Source organism: Microbacterium sp. 05N427 (assembly GCF_056397105.1).
The window spans coordinates 264,247-282,314 of record NZ_JBFTMT010000010.1; the positions used below are offsets into that span (position 1 = coordinate 264,247).

19 protein-coding genes are annotated in these 18,068 nt (G+C 70.2%); 11 read left to right on the forward strand and 8 right to left on the reverse strand.

The genetic code is table 11. The features are described from left to right. Positions 1-16: 16 nt before the first annotated feature. Positions 17-1,351: a M20/M25/M40 family metallo-hydrolase gene (locus tag AC1DG4_RS12190; RefSeq protein WP_477378530.1), complete on the forward strand. Its 1,335-nt coding sequence runs from the start codon at positions 17-19 to the stop codon at positions 1,349-1,351. A gap of 85 nt (positions 1,352-1,436) precedes the next feature. Beyond that, positions 1,437-2,900, forward strand: coding sequence for an MFS transporter (locus tag AC1DG4_RS12195; protein WP_477378532.1), 1,464 nt, complete (start codon positions 1,437-1,439; stop codon positions 2,898-2,900). 21 nt (positions 2,901-2,921) lie between these two features. Here the strand turns inward: AC1DG4_RS12195 and AC1DG4_RS12200 are convergent, their stop codons facing one another. Continuing rightward, positions 2,922-5,090 carry an MMPL family transporter gene (locus AC1DG4_RS12200; protein WP_477421256.1) on the reverse strand — a complete coding sequence of 723 codons (2,169 nt, stop codon included), beginning with the start codon at positions 5,088-5,090 and terminating at the stop codon, positions 2,922-2,924. A 94-nt stretch (positions 5,091-5,184) separates the two neighbouring features. Here AC1DG4_RS12200 and AC1DG4_RS12205 point away from each other — a divergent pair, with 94 nt between their 5' ends. Next, entirely contained in the window at positions 5,185-5,829 is a 645-nt protein-coding gene (locus tag AC1DG4_RS12205) for a MarR family winged helix-turn-helix transcriptional regulator (RefSeq protein ID WP_477378536.1), read from the forward strand. Positions 5,830-5,878: 49 nt separating this feature from the next. Here AC1DG4_RS12205 and AC1DG4_RS12210 read toward each other — a convergent pair whose 3' ends face one another. The 4 genes from AC1DG4_RS12210 to AC1DG4_RS12225 form a co-directional block, all read right to left on the reverse strand. Beyond that, on the reverse strand, positions 5,879-6,295 hold the full coding sequence (locus tag AC1DG4_RS12210) for a VOC family protein (protein ID WP_477378538.1): 417 nt from the start codon (positions 6,293-6,295) through the stop codon (positions 5,879-5,881). 92 nt (positions 6,296-6,387) lie between these two features. Continuing rightward, on the reverse strand, positions 6,388-6,801 hold the full coding sequence (locus AC1DG4_RS12215) for a VOC family protein (protein WP_477378540.1): 414 nt from the start codon (positions 6,799-6,801) through the stop codon (positions 6,388-6,390). Positions 6,802-7,123: 322 nt separating this feature from the next. Then, the gene (locus tag AC1DG4_RS12220) at positions 7,124-7,540 is read right to left on the reverse strand and encodes a VOC family protein (RefSeq protein ID WP_477421257.1); all 417 of its coding nucleotides are present in this window, start codon (positions 7,538-7,540) and stop codon (positions 7,124-7,126) included. Between the two features lie 31 nt (positions 7,541-7,571). Continuing rightward, positions 7,572-7,796, reverse strand: coding sequence for a hypothetical protein (locus AC1DG4_RS12225; RefSeq protein ID WP_477378544.1), 225 nt, complete (start codon positions 7,794-7,796; stop codon positions 7,572-7,574). A gap of 181 nt (positions 7,797-7,977) precedes the next feature. Between AC1DG4_RS12225 and AC1DG4_RS12230 the strand changes: the two genes are divergently transcribed. Continuing rightward, positions 7,978-8,388 (forward strand): RidA family protein, encoded by a 411-nt coding sequence (locus AC1DG4_RS12230; protein WP_477378546.1) that lies wholly within the window; start codon positions 7,978-7,980, stop codon positions 8,386-8,388. 68 nt (positions 8,389-8,456) lie between these two features. On the opposite strand, the gene AC1DG4_RS12235 is transcribed toward AC1DG4_RS12230, so the two are convergent. Then, positions 8,457-9,224 carry a siderophore-interacting protein gene (locus AC1DG4_RS12235; RefSeq protein WP_477378547.1) on the reverse strand — a complete coding sequence of 256 codons (768 nt, stop codon included), beginning with the start codon at positions 9,222-9,224 and terminating at the stop codon, positions 8,457-8,459. Positions 9,225-9,328: 104 nt separating this feature from the next. Here AC1DG4_RS12235 and AC1DG4_RS12240 point away from each other — a divergent pair, with 104 nt between their 5' ends. From AC1DG4_RS12240 to AC1DG4_RS12255, 4 genes are read left to right on the forward strand one after another with little or no spacing between them, the layout of a single operon-like run. Further along, entirely contained in the window at positions 9,329-10,321 is a 993-nt protein-coding gene (locus AC1DG4_RS12240) for a siderophore ABC transporter substrate-binding protein (RefSeq protein ID WP_477378549.1), read from the forward strand. A 19-nt stretch (positions 10,322-10,340) separates the two neighbouring features. Next, a complete protein-coding gene (locus AC1DG4_RS12245) occupies positions 10,341-11,348 on the forward strand; it encodes an ABC transporter permease (protein WP_477378551.1) in 1,008 nt (335 codons plus the stop codon). 10 nt (positions 11,349-11,358) lie between these two features. Next, positions 11,359-12,408: an iron chelate uptake ABC transporter family permease subunit gene (locus tag AC1DG4_RS12250; protein WP_477378716.1), complete on the forward strand. Its 1,050-nt coding sequence runs from the start codon at positions 11,359-11,361 to the stop codon at positions 12,406-12,408. Further along, positions 12,405-13,151, forward strand: coding sequence for an iron ABC transporter ATP-binding protein (locus tag AC1DG4_RS12255; protein WP_477421258.1), 747 nt, complete (start codon positions 12,405-12,407; stop codon positions 13,149-13,151). The genes AC1DG4_RS12250 and AC1DG4_RS12255 overlap by 4 nt, the downstream gene beginning before the upstream one ends. A 19-nt stretch (positions 13,152-13,170) precedes the next feature. Here AC1DG4_RS12255 and AC1DG4_RS12260 read toward each other — a convergent pair whose 3' ends face one another. Then, positions 13,171-14,118: a DNA-3-methyladenine glycosylase family protein gene (locus AC1DG4_RS12260; protein WP_477378555.1), complete on the reverse strand. Its 948-nt coding sequence runs from the start codon at positions 14,116-14,118 to the stop codon at positions 13,171-13,173. A 302-nt stretch (positions 14,119-14,420) separates the two neighbouring features. Then, entirely contained in the window at positions 14,421-15,143 is a 723-nt protein-coding gene (locus AC1DG4_RS12265; RefSeq protein WP_477378557.1) for a winged helix-turn-helix domain-containing protein, read from the reverse strand. A 328-nt stretch (positions 15,144-15,471) separates the two neighbouring features. Here AC1DG4_RS12265 and AC1DG4_RS12270 point away from each other — a divergent pair, with 328 nt between their 5' ends. The 3 genes from AC1DG4_RS12270 to AC1DG4_RS12280 form a co-directional block, all read left to right on the forward strand. Further along, positions 15,472-15,780 carry a GNAT family N-acetyltransferase gene (locus tag AC1DG4_RS12270; protein WP_477378559.1) on the forward strand — a complete coding sequence of 103 codons (309 nt, stop codon included), beginning with the start codon at positions 15,472-15,474 and terminating at the stop codon, positions 15,778-15,780. A 131-nt stretch (positions 15,781-15,911) separates the two neighbouring features. After that, on the forward strand, positions 15,912-17,084 hold the full coding sequence (locus AC1DG4_RS12275) for an exonuclease SbcCD subunit D (RefSeq protein ID WP_477378561.1): 1,173 nt from the start codon (positions 15,912-15,914) through the stop codon (positions 17,082-17,084). Next, positions 17,084-18,068: AAA family ATPase (locus AC1DG4_RS12280; RefSeq protein ID WP_477421259.1), on the forward strand; the 985-nt coding region annotated here is incomplete at its 3' end. The genes AC1DG4_RS12275 and AC1DG4_RS12280, both read left to right, overlap by 1 nt.

The following is an 18,068-nucleotide window of genomic DNA, read 5'->3' on the forward strand; positions in this document are numbered from 1 at the left end:
AGCTAGCATGGCCACGATGAACGCTCCTGTCGCCGAGATCGCCGAGCGCCTGTCCCGGATGATCCAGCTGCCCACCGTGTCCGCCGAGCTGGATGAACGAGGATCCGCGCCCTTCGAGGAGTTCGTGGCGCTCATCGCCGAGCTCTACCCCCGGGTGCATGCCGAGCTGACCCTCGAACGCCACACCGACTTCGGACTGCTGTTCCGGTGGGTGGGGCACCGGCCGGCGGCGGACGGCCCGCTCGTGCTCATGGCGCACTACGACGTCGTCCCCGTCGACGAGTCCGACGACTGGACGCATCCGCCGTTCGCCGGCGTGATCGAGAACGGATCCGTCTACGGCCGCGGCGCTCTGGACGACAAGGGTCCGCTCATCGTGATCCTCGAGGCGGTCGAGAAGCTGCTCGCGGAGGGCTTCACTCCCGCCCGCGACGTCTACCTCTCCTTCGGCGGCAACGAGGAGACGTTCGGATCCGCCGCCGTCGCGATCGCGGACGTTCTGAAGGAGCGCGGGATCGTGCCCTGGCTCGTCCTCGACGAAGGAGGTGCGGTGGTCGACGCCCCGCTGCCGTTCGTGCCGGGGCGTGCGGCCATGATCGGCGTCGGCGAGAAGGGCGTCATGACGGTGAAGCTCACCGCACGCGGCGAAGGCGGCCACGCCTCGGCCCCGCCGCCCCTCACGGCGGTGCGCCGCATCGCACGCGCCGTCGAGCGCCTCGGCCCCGGCACCTTCCGTCCCCGCACGCCGCGGGCGATCTCGCGCATGCTGATCCAGCTGTCCGGTGGTGCCTCCGGGCCCGCGCGCCTGCTGCTGCGCACGCTCGGTGCGCTCCCTCTCGTGTCGGCGCGCGTGTTCGCCGCGCTCGGCGGCGAGGCGGCGGCCCTCGTGCGCACGACCGTCGCCCCCACGATGCAGTCCGGCGGCACCGCCGCGAACGTGCTGCCGTCGCAGGCCTCCGCCACCGTGAACCTGCGGATCGCCCTAGGCGAGACCGTGCAGAGCGCGGCTGCACGCGTGCGCCGGCGCATCGCGGATCCGCTCGTGACCGTCGAAGTGCGGGAGGGCAGCGATCCGTCGCCGGAGTCGCCCACGGACACGGCGCCGTTCGCGCTCATCGCGGAGGCGCTGGCCGCGTCGCATCCGGGGATCCCCGCCGTGCCGTACGTGACGATGCAGGCGACCGACTCCCGGCACTTCCATCGCTTCTCGCCGGCGGTCTTCCGCTTCGCGCCGCTGGAGATGTCGAACGCGCAGCGCGCCACGATCCACGGTGTGGACGAGAGCGTCGAGATCGCCGCGCTCGAGCGCGGGGAGCGGTTCCACCGCGCGCTCATCGAGCGGCTACAGTGAGCTGACCCGCTGCGGTCGCCGATCGTCTCGACGCGGCCGCACCACGTCCCGCCGCCGGCGACGGGACCGCACGGAGGAGCAGCTCATGACGCGCACCGCCACGCTCGGCACCCTGGTCGCCGTCGTCGGATTCCTGGCCTTCGTGGAGTTCACCAGCGGCGTGCTGCAGGGCTACTACACCCCGATGCTGAGCGACATCGCGCGGCACCTGGGCATCCACGACGCCGACGTGAACTGGTTCGAAGGTGCGCAGCTCATGCTGTCGGCGCTGGTGGTGCCGGCCTTCGCGAAGCTCGGGGACATGATCGGCCGCAAGCGCATGCTGCTGATCTCGACCGCGATCACCGCGGTCGCCGCGTTCGTGCTGCCGTTCACCGACACCTTCGGCGTCTTCCTCGTGGCCTGGGCGATGATGGGCTTCTACGTCGTCTGGCTGCCGCTGGAGATCGCGCTGATCTGGTCGCGCGCCCGGCGCATCGAGGGCAGCTCGGCGATCACCGCCAAGGCGGCAGGAATCCTGGTGGCCGCGCTCGAGGGCGGTGCGATCATCGGCGCTCTGGCCGGCGGCGCGCTCATTGACAAGCTGCCGCTGTCGACGGTGCTGCTCGTGCCCGCGGCGCTCATCGCGGCCTGCTTCTTCGTGATCCTCTTCGGCGTGAAGGAGTCGCCGGAGAAGACCGGCGGCGTCTTCGACACGACAGGCCTCGTGCTGATCTCGCTCTCGCTCATCGGCCTGACGGGTGGGCTCAGTCTGTTGCGCCTGCCCGGCGGCGTCGCGAACCCGCTGTCCTGGATCGTGATCGCGATCGGCGTGCTCCTCGTCGTGCCGTTCGCACTGTGGGAGCTGCGCCAGCAGGATCCGCTCATCGACGTACGGATGTTCCGCAGCCCCGCGCTCGGACCGGTGTTCCTGACCGCCGGCCTGTTCGGCGTGAGCGTGCTGGGCGCGCAGGCGCCGCTGTCGACCTTCGCCCGCACGGATCCGTCCGTCTACGGCTACGGCCTCGGCACCAGCGGGTTCGCGACCTCGCTGATCATCGGCGTCTACCTCGTCGCGATGATCGTGGGTGCGCTGGGTTATCCGCAGATCGCGCGGTTCGCGACGCCCCGGATCACGCTCATCGGCGCCTCGGTGCTCGTGGGGATCGGGTTCCTGCTGTTCCTCCCCTTCCACGCCGCCTACGCGCAGGTCATCACGAACATGGTGATCGTYGGGATCGGATCCGGAGCCCTCGTCGCCGCACTCCCGGCCGCCGCGGCGTCGGCCGCGCCGCACACCCAGACCGGTGTCGCGACCGGCCTCACGAACTCGGTGAAGACCGTCGGCGGCGCGATCGCCTCGTGCGTGTTCGGGATCGCGCTCATGCACGCGGTCGCCGGATCCGCCGCGGCCGAGGGCACTGCCGGATCCTTCTCCGGCTATGTGACCGTCTGGGTCGTGTGCGGTGTCACTGCGCTCGCCGCGGCCGTGCTGCTGCTGTTCGTCCCGAAGCAGGCGTTCACCGACCGTGCAGGCCACGCCGCCGCCACGGAGCCCGCGATCGGCTGACGGGCCGGACGACGGCGCGTCTCAGCGCTCCCCGCGAGACAGCTTCGACGGCCACCACACCGCGCGGCCGACATCGTGCACGAGGGCGGGCACGAGCAGCGAGCGCACCACGAAGGTGTCCAGCAGCACGCCGAAAGCCACGATGAAGGCGAGCTGTGCGAGGAACAGGATCGGGATTACCGCGAGCGCCGCGAACGTCGTGGCGAGCACGAGACCTGCCGACGTGATGACCCCGCCGGTGATCGCGAGTCCTCGGCGCACGCCCTCGCGCGTGCCGTGTATCCGGCTCTCCTCGCGCACGCGCGTCATGAGGAAGATGTTGTAGTCGATCCCCAGCGCGACGAGGAAGACGAAGCCGTACAACGGCACGGCAGGATCCGCCCCGGGGAAGCCGAGGATGCCGTTGAAGACGAGCGCGGAGACGCCCATCGCGGTGCCGAACGACAGCAAGGTCGTCACGATCAGCAGCACGGGCGCGACGATCGCGCGCAGCAGCATCATCAGGATGAGCATGATCACGACGAGGATCACCGGGATGATCAGGGCGCGGTCGTGCAGCGAAGCGTCGTTCGTGTCGATCGCGGTCGCGGTGACTCCGCCCACCACGGCTCCTGTGCCCTCGAGCGAGGTGCGGATGCGGCGAACCGTGTCCTCCGCGGCGGTCGAATCCGCAGCGGACCTGAGCGTTCCCTGGAGGATCACATCGCCGTCGACCACGGTCGGATCCGGGGCCGGAGTCCCGGGACGCCCGACCGGCCGGACGCCGTCCTTCGTCACAGGGGCCGATCCGCTCGGCGAGTCCTTCGCGGTCACCGTCACGCCGTCGATGCCTTTGTCGGCCAGGAGCACATCGGCCGCGTCCTGCAGGGAGTCCTTCGCGACGACGACCTGGAGAGGACTGCCGGATCCGCCGGGGAAATGCTCACCCAGCACCTTCTGTCCGTCGCGGGCCTGCGAGGAACCGAGCAGGAGGTCGGACTGGGGTACGCCCGACGCGTCGAGCTGCAGCACCCCGACCGTGCCGAGGGCGAGCACCAGGGTCGTGGCGATCCAGATCACCCGAGAGCGGCGCCGGATCAGCTCGGCGAGACGCGCCCACACGCCGGTCGCGGGCATGCCCCCCTCCGCCGCGACGGCCTCGGGGGCGTACGTGGGGCGGCGCGGCCAGAACGCCGCGCGCCCGAACGCCATGAGGAGGGCAGGAAGCAGAGTGAGCGCGGACAGCATCGCGAACGCGATCCCGATCGCCGCGACCGGGCCCAGCGCGCTGTTCGACTTGAGGTCGCTGAGCAGTAGGMAGAGGAGCCCGGCGATCACCGTTCCGCCCGAGGCGAGGATCGGCTCGAAGGCGCCCTTCCACGCCGCGAGCACGGCCTTCCCGCGATCCCGCTCGACGCGCAGAGCTTCGCGGAAGCGCGAGACGAACAGCAGCGCGTAGTCGGTCGCGGCGCCGATCACGAGGATGAACAGGATGCCCTGGGTCTGCCCGCTGAGCAGCAGCACGCCCCACTTGGCGAGCCACCACACCAGCAGGAGCGCGGTGCACAGCGCGAACAGACTCGTCAGGAGCACGACGATCGGCAGCAGCAGCGAGCGGTAGACGAGCACGAGGATCACGAAGACGGCGGCCAGCGCGACACCGAGGAGGATCCCGTCGATGCCGGCGAAGCCCGCGACGAGGTCGGCGCTGAAACCGGCGGGCCCGGTGATGTAGACGCGCACGCCTTCCGGCGCGGCCTTTTCGAGGGACGCCCTGATCTCCGCCACCACGTCGCCCAGGTCGGCGTCGGAGCGGATCGGGACGAACGCCTGCACGGCCTTGCCGTCATCGGAGGGCAGAGCGGGGGAGACGTCGTCGCCGACGCCCTCGATGTCGGTGGTGGCCGAGACCGCGTCGGACAGTGCGGTGCGCTGCGCGTCCGTGAGCGCGTGGTCGGAGGCGGCGACGATGATCGCGGGGATCTCATCGGATCCGGCGAAGCGGGTCTGCAGCTCCTGCACGCGGGCGGAGTCGGAGGAGGAAGGGAGGTAGGCGGTGCGATCGTTCGAGGAGACCTGGTCGACCTTGCCGAACAGCGGGCCGCCGAGCGACGCCGCGACCAGCCAGCCGAGGATGATCAGCGCGGGCAGGAGGACCCTCAGGAGGCGGCGGGGTCGGCGCGGGCGTGAGACGTGCTGCGAGGCGGTCATCGGTATCCTTCCGTCCTCGGCAGGATAGATCGAATTAGCTAGCTTGGCAAGTAATCATCCTGGCGTGAAAAGATACTCGGTGTAGCATGACGGCATGGCGGAGCGGCGCGACGAGGCGGGCGAGCAGGAGCTCGTGACGCTCGTCGAGGAGCCGACACGCGACGGGGTCCCGACACGCGACGGCGTCGAAGCGGGCGCCGTCTACGACATCGAGGCGAGCGACCCGGATGGTGTGCTGCTCGACCGCGCCGGCGTCGATCCGAGTGCGATCCGGCAGATCGGCGAGCTGATGGCCTCCCTCGGCGAGCTGCGCGACGCGGAGCAGCGCCTCGCCGAGGCGTCCCGCCGGTACATGAAGCTCAACGAGACCGACATGTGCGCGCTGCACTACCTCATCGTGTGCGCGAACCGAAGGGCCGTCGCGACGCCGGGCGGTATCGCGCAGCATCTGGGCATCTCCACCGCGTCGACCACCAAGCTGCTCGATCGGCTGGAGCGCGGGGGACACGTCTCGCGTTCCGCGCATCCCTCGGACCGGCGGGCGCTCGCGATCACCATCACGCCGGAGACCCAGCGAGCCGCGATGGAGACCGTGGGGCGTCAGCAGGCGCGCCGCTTTCACTCCGCGGCGCGCCTGACCGAGGGGGAGCGCGAGGTCGTCATCCGGTTCCTGCGCGACATGACCGGTGAACTCGGACTCGACGGCGTCGAGTGGGCGACCGTCGAGTCCGAGGACTGAGACCGAGGACTGAGTCCTCGGGCCGATGTCGTGCCGGATCCTCCCGCGGTCAGCCCTGGTCGTCGCCGGCGGAGAACATCCAGGAGACGCCGAAGCGGTCGACGAGCATGCCGAACAGGCCGCCCCACGGCGCCTGCTCGAAGGGCATCGTGACCGTCCCACCGTCGGCGAGCTTGCCCCAGATCGCGCGAAGGGCGTCCTCGTCGCTGCCGCTCAGCGAAACCGAAACGCCCTGAGGCGCCTGGTACTCCATGTGGGCCGGGGTGTCGGATCCCATCAGCACGAGGCCGTCGGCAGTCCGCAGCATCGAGTGCATGACGAGGCGCTGCTCCGCTTCGTCCTCGACCATGCCCGGCATGTCTCCGAAGGTCATCACCTGCAGGTCGCCGCCAAGCGCCTGCTGATAGAACTCCATGGCTTCGCGGGCGTTGTCCCGGAACGAGATGTACGGGTTGAGTGTGGTCATGGACGTCCTCCGTCAAGCTCAGGATGAGGCGCGGGATGTGCGCAGGATCAGTCTGGGCCCGGCCCCCGACATCGGCAACAGTGTGTCGCGGATCAGGCTTCGGGCGCGTCCCGCGGCGGGTTGTGCACGATCTCGAGCCGGATCCCGTTGTCGTCCTCGACGAAGGTCGCGTAGTAGCGATCGCTGAAGCGGGGGTACTCCTTCGGCGGGCGGACGGCGGTCCAGCCCGCGTCGAGAGCGATGTCATGCACGCGGTCGACCTCGGCGCGCGAGTCGACGGCGAAGGCGAGATGCTGCCAGCCGATGCGGCCGTGCTCGTGCGGGCCATCCGCATTGTCGCGCGCGGGGTAGAGCAGGATCTCGGGCAGGCCGTCCCGCCGCCAGTAGGCGAGGTCGGGAGCGTCGTGCCTGCGGACGTAGCCGAGTGCGCTCAGCACCGGATCGAACTGCGCGGAAGCGCCGGGCACGTGGTCGACGCTGATGCCGAGGTGATCGAGAGTGGCCATGCCTCCAGCATCGCGGATGCCGGGGACAAAGCGCGAGGCGCCCGGACCCGGGGTCCCTCCGTGTGCACGGGATCTTGCCGAGTGCACGCTTTGTTGGCGCGTCCGTCACGGGGGTTCTCGCCGAGTGCACGGGCTGTTGTCCATCGCACGGGTTGTTGGCGCGTGGATCCCGTGCGTTCGTCAGGATCCGGTGCAGTCGCCGCGCGCACGGTTTGTTGTCGGGTGCACGGGTTGTTGACGCGTGGATCCGGTGCGTTCGTCAGGATCCGGTGTGCTCGACAGGATCCGGTGTGCTCGGCGACGGGCGAGGCGGGAGCGGGCCTCAGCCCTCGACGGACTCGCGCGGAGGGTTGTACACGAACTCGATCCGGATGCCGTTGTCCTCCTCGACGAACGAGGCGTAGTAGCGGTYGGAGAAGCGCGTGAAGACCTTGGGATCGCGCACCGGCGTCCAGCCGGCGTCGAGGGCGATGGCGTGCAGACGCTCGACCTCCGCGCGCGAGTCCACGGCGAAGGCGAGATGCTGCCACCCGATCCGTCCGTACCGGTGCGGTTCGCCACCGGCTTCCGGGGCGCGGTAGAGGATCAGTTCGGTGTCGCCCTCGCGCCACCAGGCGATTCCGCCCTCCATCTCGCCGTCCTCGGGCGTGCAGCCCAGAGCGGTGAGCACCGGGTTCCACTGGGCGAAGGCATGGTCGAGGTCTTCGACCGTGAGGCCGAGATGATCGAAAAGCGGCATGCGGACCAGTCTGCCCGACGGGGCGGCGCGGTCAGTCCCGATCGAGGCCGAAGGTGCGCTTGACGAGCGCCTGCACGTCCCGGTCGAGCCCGTCCATACGGGTGTTCATGATGTCGAGGCGGCCGTTCACCTCGGAGCGGAGTCCGCCGATCTCCGCGCGAAGGACCCGGATGAACAACGTCGACACCACGGTGAGCATGCCGAACATCAGGGCGGTGAAGGCCCCGATCATCGTCCAGATCTGCGCATCGTTCATGAATCCCACTTCCTCATCGTCGCATCGTTCGTCCGAGCATGCCAGAGGCGAACGGGCTGGTGGTCACAGATCACGGGATCTGTGCAGAACTGCTCCGACCGTGGGAATGTGTGGATCGAGCCGACAGCCCCCCGCTGCGCCCGGCGCGCGGGCCCGTCGGGCTGTGCGACAGACTGTGGGCATGACTGCCGTGACCCTCATCCGCGCCGGGGAGCTCTCCGATGTGGCGCAATACGCCTACGCGGCCACCGCGCCGAAGGGCGCGCGGCTGATCTTCCTCGCCGGCGCCTGCCCGCTGGATCGCGATGGATCCACCGCGGCGGTCGGCGACTACGCCGGCCAGGCCGCTACGTGCATCAAGAACCTCGAGGTCGCGCTCGCCGCTGCTGGAGCGGCGTTGACCGACGTGATCAGCACGCGAGTGCTCGTCGCCTCGACTCGGCAGTCGGACCTGGTCGACGCGTGGGCCGTGGTGCGCGACGCGTTCGGCCCCCACGATGTGCCCAGCACGCTCATGGGTGTCACGGTGCTGGGCTACGAAGACCAGCTGGTCGAGATCGAGGCCGTCGCCGCGGTCCTCGACGAGGACTGATCCGGAGACCGGAGACCGGAGACCGGAGACCGGAGACCAGAGACCGGCTCGGGGCGTCCCCGTACGCGTCAGTGCGGGGCGTGGTACTCGGCCTCGCCGCGCTTCCAATAGCCCTTCACGACGGCCCGAGCGGTGTCGACGCCCCAGCGCTCGAGCAGGGCGCGGCCCGGCTTCACGATCGACGACTCGGCGGCGACGAAGACGAACGGGGCCGCTCCCGGACGATCGGCTTCCCCGAGCGCGCCCAGGAAGTCGGCGAGGGAGGATCCGGCGGGAGCATCACCGCGATGGATCCATTCGACCGGGACGGGCGCATCGAGAGCCAGCTCGTGCTCCGGCCCGCGCACCTCGATCGCGATGCGGGCGGGGACGCCGGCGGGAATCAGGGCGGCGAAGCGCCGGATCGCCGGGATTGCGGTCTCGTCGCCGGCGAGGAGCCAACCGTCGGGCTCGCCCTCCAGCACGAGGGAGCCGCGCGGGCCGCCGACGCCGATGACGGATCCGAGGGGTGCGGTCGCCGCCCAGCGGGCGGCGACACCCTCATCGCCGTGCACGGCGAACTCCACGTCGAGCCAGTCCTCGCCCCACGCGAGGGGCGTGTACTCGCGGCTCGGCGCGGCGCGCAGTTCCTCGACGGAGTCGGTCGGAGCGTCCACGAAGAAGAGCCGCATGTGGTCGTCCGCCCCCAGCGAGTCGAAGCCGGCGAGGTCGGATCCGGCGAGCCGCACCCGCACGAAATCGGGCACGATCCACTCGCGTGCAGCGAGGGTCAGCGTGCGGAAGCGCAGCTCGAGCGGGCGTCGCACCAGGGTGAAGCCGGATTTCGCGTTGTTCATAAGGTAAGGCTAACCTGTGTGAGACCCCAGGTTGAAGTTAGGTAAACCTAASCTTCCCAATCGGGCCACTCACACAGCACATCCCGCAGAACAGGAGCATCTCCATGTCCGTGCCTCGGATCCTCACCGCCACCGCGCTCGGCCTCGCAGCCGTCGTCGCCCTCGCCGGTTGCGCCTCCGGCCCCGCCGCAGCCCCCACGGAAAGCGGGAAAGCCAGCACCGTGACCGTCGAGGACAACAACGGCGAGCACACGATCTCCACGCCTCCGGCCTCGGTCGTCGCGACTGACAACCGCACGTTCCAGACGCTCGCGGACTGGGGCATCCCGGTCAAGGCCGCCGCGGTGTCGCTCATGCCGGAGACCGTGTCGTACGTCAAAGACAAGAGCATCATCGACCTCGGCACCCACATGGAGCCCGACCTGGAGTCGGTCGTCGCCGTGGAGCCCGACCTCATCGTGAACGGGCAGCGGTTCACCCAGCACCACGACAAGCTCGCCGCGCTCGTGCCAGAGGCGACCATCCTCGAGCTCGACCCGCGCGACGGGCAGCCCTTCGACGCCGAGCTGAAGCGTCAGGTCACGGTGCTCGGCGAGGTCTTCGGCAAGCAGAAGGAGGCGAAGAAGCTGGCCGCCGACTTCGATGCGGCGGTGGACCGCGCCAAGAAGGCGTACGACGGATCCGGCGTGATGGCCGTCACCACGTCCGGCGGAAAGATCGGCTACCTCGCGCCGAAGGTCGGCCGCACGCTCGGCCCGGTTTTCGACATCCTCGGACTCAAGCCCGCGCTTTCGGTCGAGGGCGCCGACGACAACCACAAGGGCGACGACATCTCGGTCGAGGCGATCGCTGCGTCGAACCCGTCCTGGATCCTCGTGATGGACCGCGATGCGGTGTTCGCGAAGGACGATCCCTCCTACGTGCAGGCCGCGGACATCCTGGAGAAGAACCAGGCGCTGGCCTCCGTCACCGCGATCCAGCAGAAGCACATCGTCTACATGCCCACCGACACCTACCTCAATGAGGGCATCCAGACGTACACGACGTTCCTCAACTCCTTCGCCGACGCCCTCGAGAAGAACGCGAAGAAGAGCTGACGCTCCGTCGGATCCGGCCATGACCACCCCGCTCACCCGTCCCGCCCCTGGCAGCGCCTCCGCTGCGGCCCGGGGCAGGGCGAGGCTCTTCGACCCCGCCCTGCTCGTCGGCATCCTCATCGTCGCGGGCCTCCTCGTGCTGTCGCTGTTCCTCGGCGTCTACGACGTGACCGGATCCGCCGACGGCGCCGAGATGTTCGCGATCACGCGCATCCCGCGCACGACCGCGCTCGTGCTCGCCGGGGCGTCGATGGCGATGGCCGGCCTGGTCATGCAGATGCTGACCCAGAACCGCTTCGTCGAGCCGACCACCACCGGAGCGACGGAGTGGGCGGGGCTGGGACTGCTGGCCGTCTCGGTGCTGGTGCCGCACCCGAGCATCCCGCTGCGGATGCTCGGGGCGGTGCTCTGCGCCTTCGTCGGCACGCTCGTGTTCTTCGCGTTCCTGCGGCGGGTGTCCCTGCGGTCCTCTCTGATCGTGCCGATCGTGGGGATCATGCTGGGCGCGGTGGTCGGATCCGTGTCGACCTATCTCGCCCTCGCGACCAACACGCTGCAGACGCTCGGGGTGTGGTTCGCGGGAAGTTTCACCTCGGTGCTCCGGGGGCAGTACGAGCTGCTCTGGATCGTGGCGATCGTCGGGGTGATCGTCTTCGTCGTCGCTGATCGGTTCACGATCGCGGGGCTCGGCGAGGAGATCGCCACGAACGCCGGCGTGAACCACGGCAGGGTCGTCCTGCTCGGCACCGTGCTCATCGCGGCCACGACCGGAGTCGTGACGGTCGTCGTCGGCAACCTGCCGTTCGTCGGACTGATCGTGCCCAACGTGGTGTCGATGATCCGTGGCGATGACCTGCGCAGCAACCTGCCCTGGGTGTGCCTGCTCGGGGTGGGTCTGGTCACCGTGTGCGACCTCATCGGACGCACCATCATCATGCCGTTCGAGGTGCCGGTGTCGCTCGTGCTCGGCCTCGTCGGAGCCGCGGTGTTCATCGTGCTGATCCTGAGGCAGCGTCCCCGTGGCTGAGCTGTTGAGCATGTCGCCGGCGCCGGCCTCGTCGTCCCCGGTTGCGACTCCGGCGACCGGGCGCACGTCCGGTGCCTTCCCGACCGCGCGTGCGCGGCGACGGTACGTGCTCGTGATCGCCGTGCTGACCGTGCTCGCCGCAGCTGCGCTGATCGGACTGCTCGTGCACGGCAACCCCGTGCCGTTCGGCACCGACGGCTTCTGGCGCGTCGTGCAGCTGCGCGTCACGAGCGTCCTGGTGATCCTCGTGGTCGCGATCGCTCAGGCCACCGCTACCGTCGCGTTCCAGATCGCGGCGAACAACCGCATCGTGACGCCGTCGATCATGGGATTCGAGTCGCTCTACACGGCGATCCAGACCACGGCGGTGTTCCTGCTCGGAGCCGCCGGTGTCACCGCGCTGCAAGGCGTGCCGCAGTTCGCGCTGCAGATCGTGCTGATGACGGGGTTCGCCGTCCTGCTCTACGGCTGGCTGCTGTCCGGCCGGCGCGGCAGCATGCACGTGATGCTGCTGATCGGGATCGTGATCGGCGGCGGGCTCGGCGCCGTGTCCACCTTCATGCAGCGGCTGCTCACCCCGAGCGAGTTCGATGTGCTCGCCGCGCGCCTGTTCGGCAGCGTCGCGAACGCCGACGCCTCCTATCTGCCGCTCGCGATCCCGCTGTGCCTGGCCGGATCCGCGCTCCTCTTCCTGCGGTCGCGCCGCCTGAACGTCTTGGCGCTCGGGCCCGACGCGGCGAACGCGCTCGGCGTCGACCATCGGCGCGAGCAGCTGCGCGTGCTGCTGCTCGTGGCCGTGCTCATGGCGACCTCGACCGCGCTGGTCGGGCCGATGACGTTCCTCGGCTTCCTCGTCGCGACCCTCGCCTACCAGCTGGCCGACACCCACGATCACCGGCTCGTGCTTCCCGTCGCCGTGCTCACCGCGATCGCGGTGCTGGGCGGCGCGTACTTCGTGATGAAGCACCTCTTCTCGGCGCAGGGCGCCGTCTCCATCATCATCGAGCTGGTCGGCGGATCCGTCTTCCTGCTCGTCCTGCTCCGAAAGGGACGCCTATGAACGACCCCCGCAAGGCCTCTCGCGTGGCCGCGAAACCGAACCCTCGTCCCGAGACCGACGATGCGATCGTCGGTACCGCCCTGATCGGCCCGAACGGCGCCGGCAAGTCGACCCTGCTCACCATGATCGGACGGCTGCTCGGCATGGACCAGGGATCCATTCGGATCTCGGGCTTCGACGTGGGGACGACGAGGTCGAAGGAGCTGGCCAGGGTCGTCTCGATCCTGCGTCAGGAGAACCACTTCGTGACGCGCCTGACCGTGCGCCAGCTGGTCGGGTTCGGCCGCTTCCCGCATTCGCGCGGCAGGCTCACGCACGCGGACGAGGAGGCCGTGAGCCGCGCGATCGACTTCCTCGAACTGGGGGAGCTGGAGAAGCGCTACCTCGATGAGCTCTCCGGCGGGCAGCGGCAGCGTGCCTATGTCGCGATGGTGCTCGCGCAGGACACCGGCACCGTGCTGCTGGACGAGCCGCTCAACAACCTCGACATGAAGCATGCGGTGCGGATGATGCGGCACCTGCAGCGGATCTCGGGCGAGCTCGGCAAGAGCGTGGTCGTGGTGCTGCACGACATCAACTTCGCCGCGCGGTACGCCGACCGGATCTGCGCGATGAAGGACGGCGAGGTCATCGCGTTCGGCCCGGTGGGCGACATCATGCGCAGCGAGGTGCTGACCGACGTGTTCGAGACCCCCGTCACCGTGATCGACGGCCCGGACGGTCCGCTCGCCGTCTGGCACTAGCCGGCCTGCGGACTGCGGCTCACCGCTTCCTGTGGTCCTCCGGGGCAAGGCGCGGTCCGCGCCGCGGCTCGAGAGCGCCGCTCATCCGGATGAGGCGCACCACGCGCTGGCGATGCCCCGCCCATGGCTCGAGCAGCGCGAGCATGCCCGCGTCGTCGGTGCGGTGCCCGGTCAGCGCGAAGCCGACCTCGTGCGCGAGGTGATAGTCGCCCACGCTCACCGCATCGGGGTCGCCGAGGGCGCGGATCCGTGTTTCGGCCGCGGTCCAGAGCCCGATTCCCGGCAGGCTCGTGAGCGCCCTGTCGCGAGCGGGGCCGTCCGCGGCGGCATGCACGGCGCGTTCGATCCCGGCCGCGCGCTCGGCCGCGCGCACGATCGCACGGGACTGGGGCGGCTCCACGCCCGCGCGATGCCAGGCCCAGGACGGGATGCGGCGCCAGCCCGCGGCGTCGGGGGCGACGGCCATCGGGCGCGGGACCGGGCCGGGCGCTGGATCGCCGAAGCGCGTGACGATCGAACGCCAGGCGCCGTACGCCTGCAGACCGGTGACCTTCTGCTCGAGGACGACGCCGGCGAGGGCGTCGAAGACCGCGCCCGTGCGGGTGAGGCGGACGCCGGGACGACGCTGAGCGGTCGCCGCGAGCAGCGGGTGGGAGGACGGGTCGAACCCTTCGGGGTCGTCGTGCGCGCCGCACAGTGCAGGAACGAGGTCGAGAGCGGCGTCGGCGCCGGCCCCCCAGGCGCTCGCTCGCACCTCGCCAGATCCGGCGCGCAGCGCGAGCGTGGCGATGCCGGCCTCGGTGCGGAGCGTAAGCCAGAGCACGGGCCCGTCCTGCAGCAACGCGGGGTCGCGCGGCCCTCGGCCGAGGATGCCGATCGTGGCCGGCAGGTCGAGCGGCCCGCGCGGGCGGTACACGCTCTCGCGCACCGGCCAGGTGCGCGGTGCGGGATCCGCTGCGAGGGTCATGGGAACACCCTAGATCCGTGCGCCGACAGGCGAGGCTCAGGATCCTGGCCAGCGTCTCTGCTGCAGGATCCGCTCGCCGTCGTCGAGTGAGCGTGAAGTCGTCGCGTGCAGGGGAGGGCGCCGAAGGCAGGGGAAGTCGCCGAGTGCACGGGAAGCCTTCGAGTGCACGGGATCTTCGCGCCGACAAGCCGTGCAGTCGGCAGGATCCGGTGCAGTCGCGAGGATCCGGTGCGGTCGCGAGGATCCGGTGCAGTCGCGAGGATCCGGTGCGGTGGGCGCAGGATCCGGTCAGCCGGGGGCGTTCAGAACCGGTCGGGGGAGGGGGTGCCCACTCCGTAGCGGATCGCGACGTCGGCGTGGCGGTCGAAGCGGTAGCCGACGCCACGGACGGTGCGGACGATGTCCTCGTAGCGGCCGAGCTTGGCGCGCAGGCGACGCACGTGCACGTCGATCGTGCGCTCGCCGGGGGCCTCCTCGTCGGAGGTCTGCCACAGCGCCCCGACGAGCTCGCTGCGCTCGATCGTCGAGCCCTCACGCAGGACGAGGTACTGCAGCAGCTCGAACTCCTTGTACGTGAACGCGGCGGAGTCGCCGTCGATCAGCACGCGCTTGCGGGAGATGTCCACGACGACACCGCCGCCGTCCTCGGGCTCGCGCTCCTCGGCCTCGGCCTTGGAACGGGCGATCGCACCGGGCTCGTGCAGCGCGAGGCGCACGACGTCGAGGTCGCGACCGCCGGTGCCCTGCGGGGCGAGGGCGACGGTGGCGTGGGTCTCTGCGTCGGGTGCGAGTTCGGCGAGCGTGCGGCGCAGCGCGTCGACGAGCAGGGGCAGGCTCACGCCGTTCGTGGCGGCCTTCAGCTCGTCGAGGCCGACGTAGAGGGCGAAGCCGCGGGGCGAGCGGGCCGGCGGAGCGTCGACGGCGGGAGCCGGAGCATCGATCTGGGTGCGCGGCACGGCGTGCAGCCGGGGCGCGGCGACGGGGGAGATGGTGACGGGACGCTCGAGGAGGGCGGAGTGCGACATGATGATGGGTCCTTGGAAGGAAGGAGTCGGTCGGCGACTCGGAGAGTGTTGCGAAGTGACCGGCGAGCCGGAGGACGAGCACGCGGATGGGTGCTCGGAGACTCAGCCCGCGAAGATCACGACGAGCGAGTCAGACAGAGTTCTGTGGCTTCAGCGACACATTCGGCAACACATGCCAACGCAACCGGGCATCATCATCCCGGTCGTCCCGTTCGCCTCCTGGGCGGACAAGGGGCGTGCGTTGGTGGTCATGGGCCCGATTATTACCGACGGTGACCTCCTATGTCAAAACGGACCCGGTCGAACAATGCGGGCGTAGCGTGAAACGGTGGGGATCTCTTCAAGCTCAGACCGGTTCGTGCTCACTCGCGAGGCCGACGCGTCGCGCTACACGCTGACGCGCGACGGCGTGCTGGTGAGCGTGCTCGACTATCGCGACGACGGGCGCACGATGGCGCTGACGAGGGCCTTCACCGTCCCGTCGTTCCGCGGATCCGGCTATGCCGCGATCATCGTGGAGGGTGCCGTCGACGACATCGCCGCGCGCGGCGATCGGCGCATCGATGCCGTCTGCTGGTACGTCGCGGACTGGTTCGACGCGCACCCCGAGCGGGCCGATCTGCTCCGCGTGCGCTGAGTCCTATCGCTCCGCGAGGCCTGTGTGACGTTGTGTTACGTGCCCGGCGAGGACAGGCCGGAATCCGTCCTCCGGCCCCGACTCCGGCACGCCTCGCGGGAATGTCGGACCCCGTCCGTAGCGTGGTGGGCATGAAGATCCTGCACACCTCGGACTGGCACATCGGCCGGACCTTCCACGGGCACTCCACCCTGGAAGCTCTCGCCGACACGCTCGCCGCGCTGGTCGTGCAGGTGCAGGAGAACGACGTCGACGTGGTCGTCGTCGCGGGCGACGTGTTCGACTCCGCGACACCCGCCGCTGCGGCCTACACGCTGCTCACCGACACGCTCGTCGCCCTGCACGCCACGGGCGCCACGGTGATCGTGACCAGCGGCAACCACGACTCCGCGGCCCGGCTGGGTTTCCAGGCGCGACTGCTGCGCGACGGGATCCACGTCGTGACGGATCCCGGCACGATCGGCGAGCCGATCACGATCGACGACGCCGACGGGCCGGTGCGGTTCTTCGGGATCCCGTACCTCGAGCCGGCGATCGTGCGGGGATATGCCGCCTTCGCCGTCGACGCCGAGGGGCGCCCGCTGCGCACTCAGGCGCAGACGCTCACCCGCGCCATGGGACTCGTGCGCGCGGGCATGGCGGAGCACCCCGGCCGCTCCGTCGTGATCGCCCACTGCTTCGCGGCCGGCGTCGACGCGACGGTCGGCCTCGAGCGCGAGATCCGCCAGGGCGGCATCGACATGGTGCCGGTGTCCGTGTTCGACGGCGCCGACTATGTCGCGCTCGGGCACATCCACGGGCGTCAGGCGCTCACGGAACGGGTGCGGTACGCCGGCGCCCCTCTGCATTACAGCTTCGGCGAGCAGCACAAGCCCCGGGGATCCTGGCTCGTCGAGCTGGCCGCGGACGGTGCCGTCGACGCGCGGTGGCTGGAGCTTCCGGTGCCGCGCCGACTCGTGACGCTGACCGGCTCCTTCGACGAGATCCTCTCGACCGAGAACGTGGCCGCGCACGTCGACGACTGGGTGTGCGCGGTCTACACCGATGACCTCCCGCAGACCGAGCCCATGCGTCGGCTGCGAGAGAAGTATCCGTTCTGCGCGCTCGTGCAGCACGAGCCGCTGCGGGCGGCGTCGGTGAAGGAGCGCTCGTACAGCGAGCGGCTGCGCACCGCTGCGACGGACGAGGAGCGCATCGACGCCTTCCTCGCGCATGTGCGGAACGGCGCAGGGGCGACGCCGCACGAGCAGGAGCTGATCCGCGAGGTGCTCGACGACCGCACCCGGACGGAGGCGCTGGTTTAGTGCGCCTGCATCGACTCGAGATCGAGGGCTTCGGTCCGTTCCTGAAGCGGCAGACGATCGACTTCGATGCGTTCGCCGACGACGGCGTGTTCCTCATCGGCGGGCGCACCGGCGCGGGCAAGTCCAGCATCCTCGACGCCGTGTGCTTCGGGCTCTACGGCAACGTGCCGCGCTACGAGGGCGGGGAGAAGCGCCTGCGCAGCGACCACTGCGAGCCGGCGGATCCCACCGAGGTCCTGGTCGAGTTCAGCACCGTCTCAGGGCGATACCGGGTGACCCGATCGCCGGAGTACCAGCGCCCGGCGAAGCGCGGCGGCGGCTTGACGAAGCAGGCGTCGTCCGTGGCGCTGGAGGAGTTCGTCGGAGGGCAGTGGATCGGCCGGGCCGCGCGTGAGGTCGACGTCGCCCACGCACTGGACGAGATCCTGCAGCTGAACCTGCAGCAGTTCCTGCAGGTGATCCTGCTGGCGCAGGGGCGCTTCGCGCGGTTCCTGCTCGCCGACAGCCGGGAGCGGCAGTCGCTGCTGCGCCGGCTCTTCGGCACCGGCCGGTTCGAGGACTATCAGGCGCGCTTCGACGAGCGCCGCAGGGAGTCGGAGCAGGCGCTGGGCGCGGGCCGGGCGACCGTGCTCGCCCGTGTCGAGCAGGCAGAGAAGCTCGTCACCGAGAACGCCCTGCACCCCACCGATCCGGGCAGGGCGGATGCCGCGTCCTCGGGATCCGATGAGCCGGTTCCGTCCCTCGACCGGCGCTTGGACGCCCTGCGCCGGGCCGAAGCACGCGCCGACTACCGCCGCGAGCAGCGGGACCAGGAGCGGGATCTGGCCGAAGCCGCGCACCGCGCCGCGAGTGCGGCGCTGGCGGCCGCGCGCGAGGAGCGGCAGGCGCAGGCCGAGCGGGATCGCGCTCGCGCGGCGCTCGCCGCCCTCGACGCCGCCGCCGAACAGATCGCTGCCGATCGCCGGACGCTCGATGATGCCAGGG

Excerpts from the sequence above, each read along its gene's own strand:
- AC1DG4_RS12275 (WP_477378561.1), top strand. The coding sequence starts at position 15,912 with ATGAAGATCCTGCACACCTCGGACTGGCACATCGGCCGGACCTTCCAC.
- AC1DG4_RS12215 (WP_477378540.1), bottom strand. The coding sequence starts at position 6,801 with ATGGCCACTCTCGATCACCTCGGCATCAGCGTCGACCACGTGCCCGGC.
- AC1DG4_RS12235 (WP_477378547.1), bottom strand. The coding sequence starts at position 9,224 with ATGAACAACGCGAAATCCGGCTTCACCCTGGTGCGACGCCCGCTCGAG.
- AC1DG4_RS12260 (WP_477378555.1), bottom strand. The coding sequence starts at position 14,118 with ATGACCCTCGCAGCGGATCCCGCACCGCGCACCTGGCCGGTGCGCGAG.
- AC1DG4_RS12190 (WP_477378530.1), top strand. The coding sequence starts at position 17 with ATGAACGCTCCTGTCGCCGAGATCGCCGAGCGCCTGTCCCGGATGATC.
- AC1DG4_RS12210 (WP_477378538.1), bottom strand. The coding sequence starts at position 6,295 with ATGACCACACTCAACCCGTACATCTCGTTCCGGGACAACGCCCGCGAA.
- AC1DG4_RS12205 (WP_477378536.1), top strand. The coding sequence starts at position 5,185 with ATGGCGGAGCGGCGCGACGAGGCGGGCGAGCAGGAGCTCGTGACGCTC.
- AC1DG4_RS12245 (WP_477378551.1), top strand. The coding sequence starts at position 10,341 with ATGACCACCCCGCTCACCCGTCCCGCCCCTGGCAGCGCCTCCGCTGCG.
- AC1DG4_RS12240 (WP_477378549.1), top strand. The coding sequence starts at position 9,329 with ATGTCCGTGCCTCGGATCCTCACCGCCACCGCGCTCGGCCTCGCAGCC.
- AC1DG4_RS12265 (WP_477378557.1), bottom strand. The coding sequence starts at position 15,143 with ATGTCGCACTCCGCCCTCCTCGAGCGTCCCGTCACCATCTCCCCCGTC.
- AC1DG4_RS12255 (WP_477421258.1), top strand. The coding sequence starts at position 12,405 with ATGAACGACCCCCGCAAGGCCTCTCGCGTGGCCGCGAAACCGAACCCT.
- AC1DG4_RS12230 (WP_477378546.1), top strand. The coding sequence starts at position 7,978 with ATGACTGCCGTGACCCTCATCCGCGCCGGGGAGCTCTCCGATGTGGCG.
- AC1DG4_RS12225 (WP_477378544.1), bottom strand. The coding sequence starts at position 7,796 with ATGAACGATGCGCAGATCTGGACGATGATCGGGGCCTTCACCGCCCTG.
- AC1DG4_RS12250 (WP_477378716.1), top strand. The coding sequence starts at position 11,359 with ATGTCGCCGGCGCCGGCCTCGTCGTCCCCGGTTGCGACTCCGGCGACC.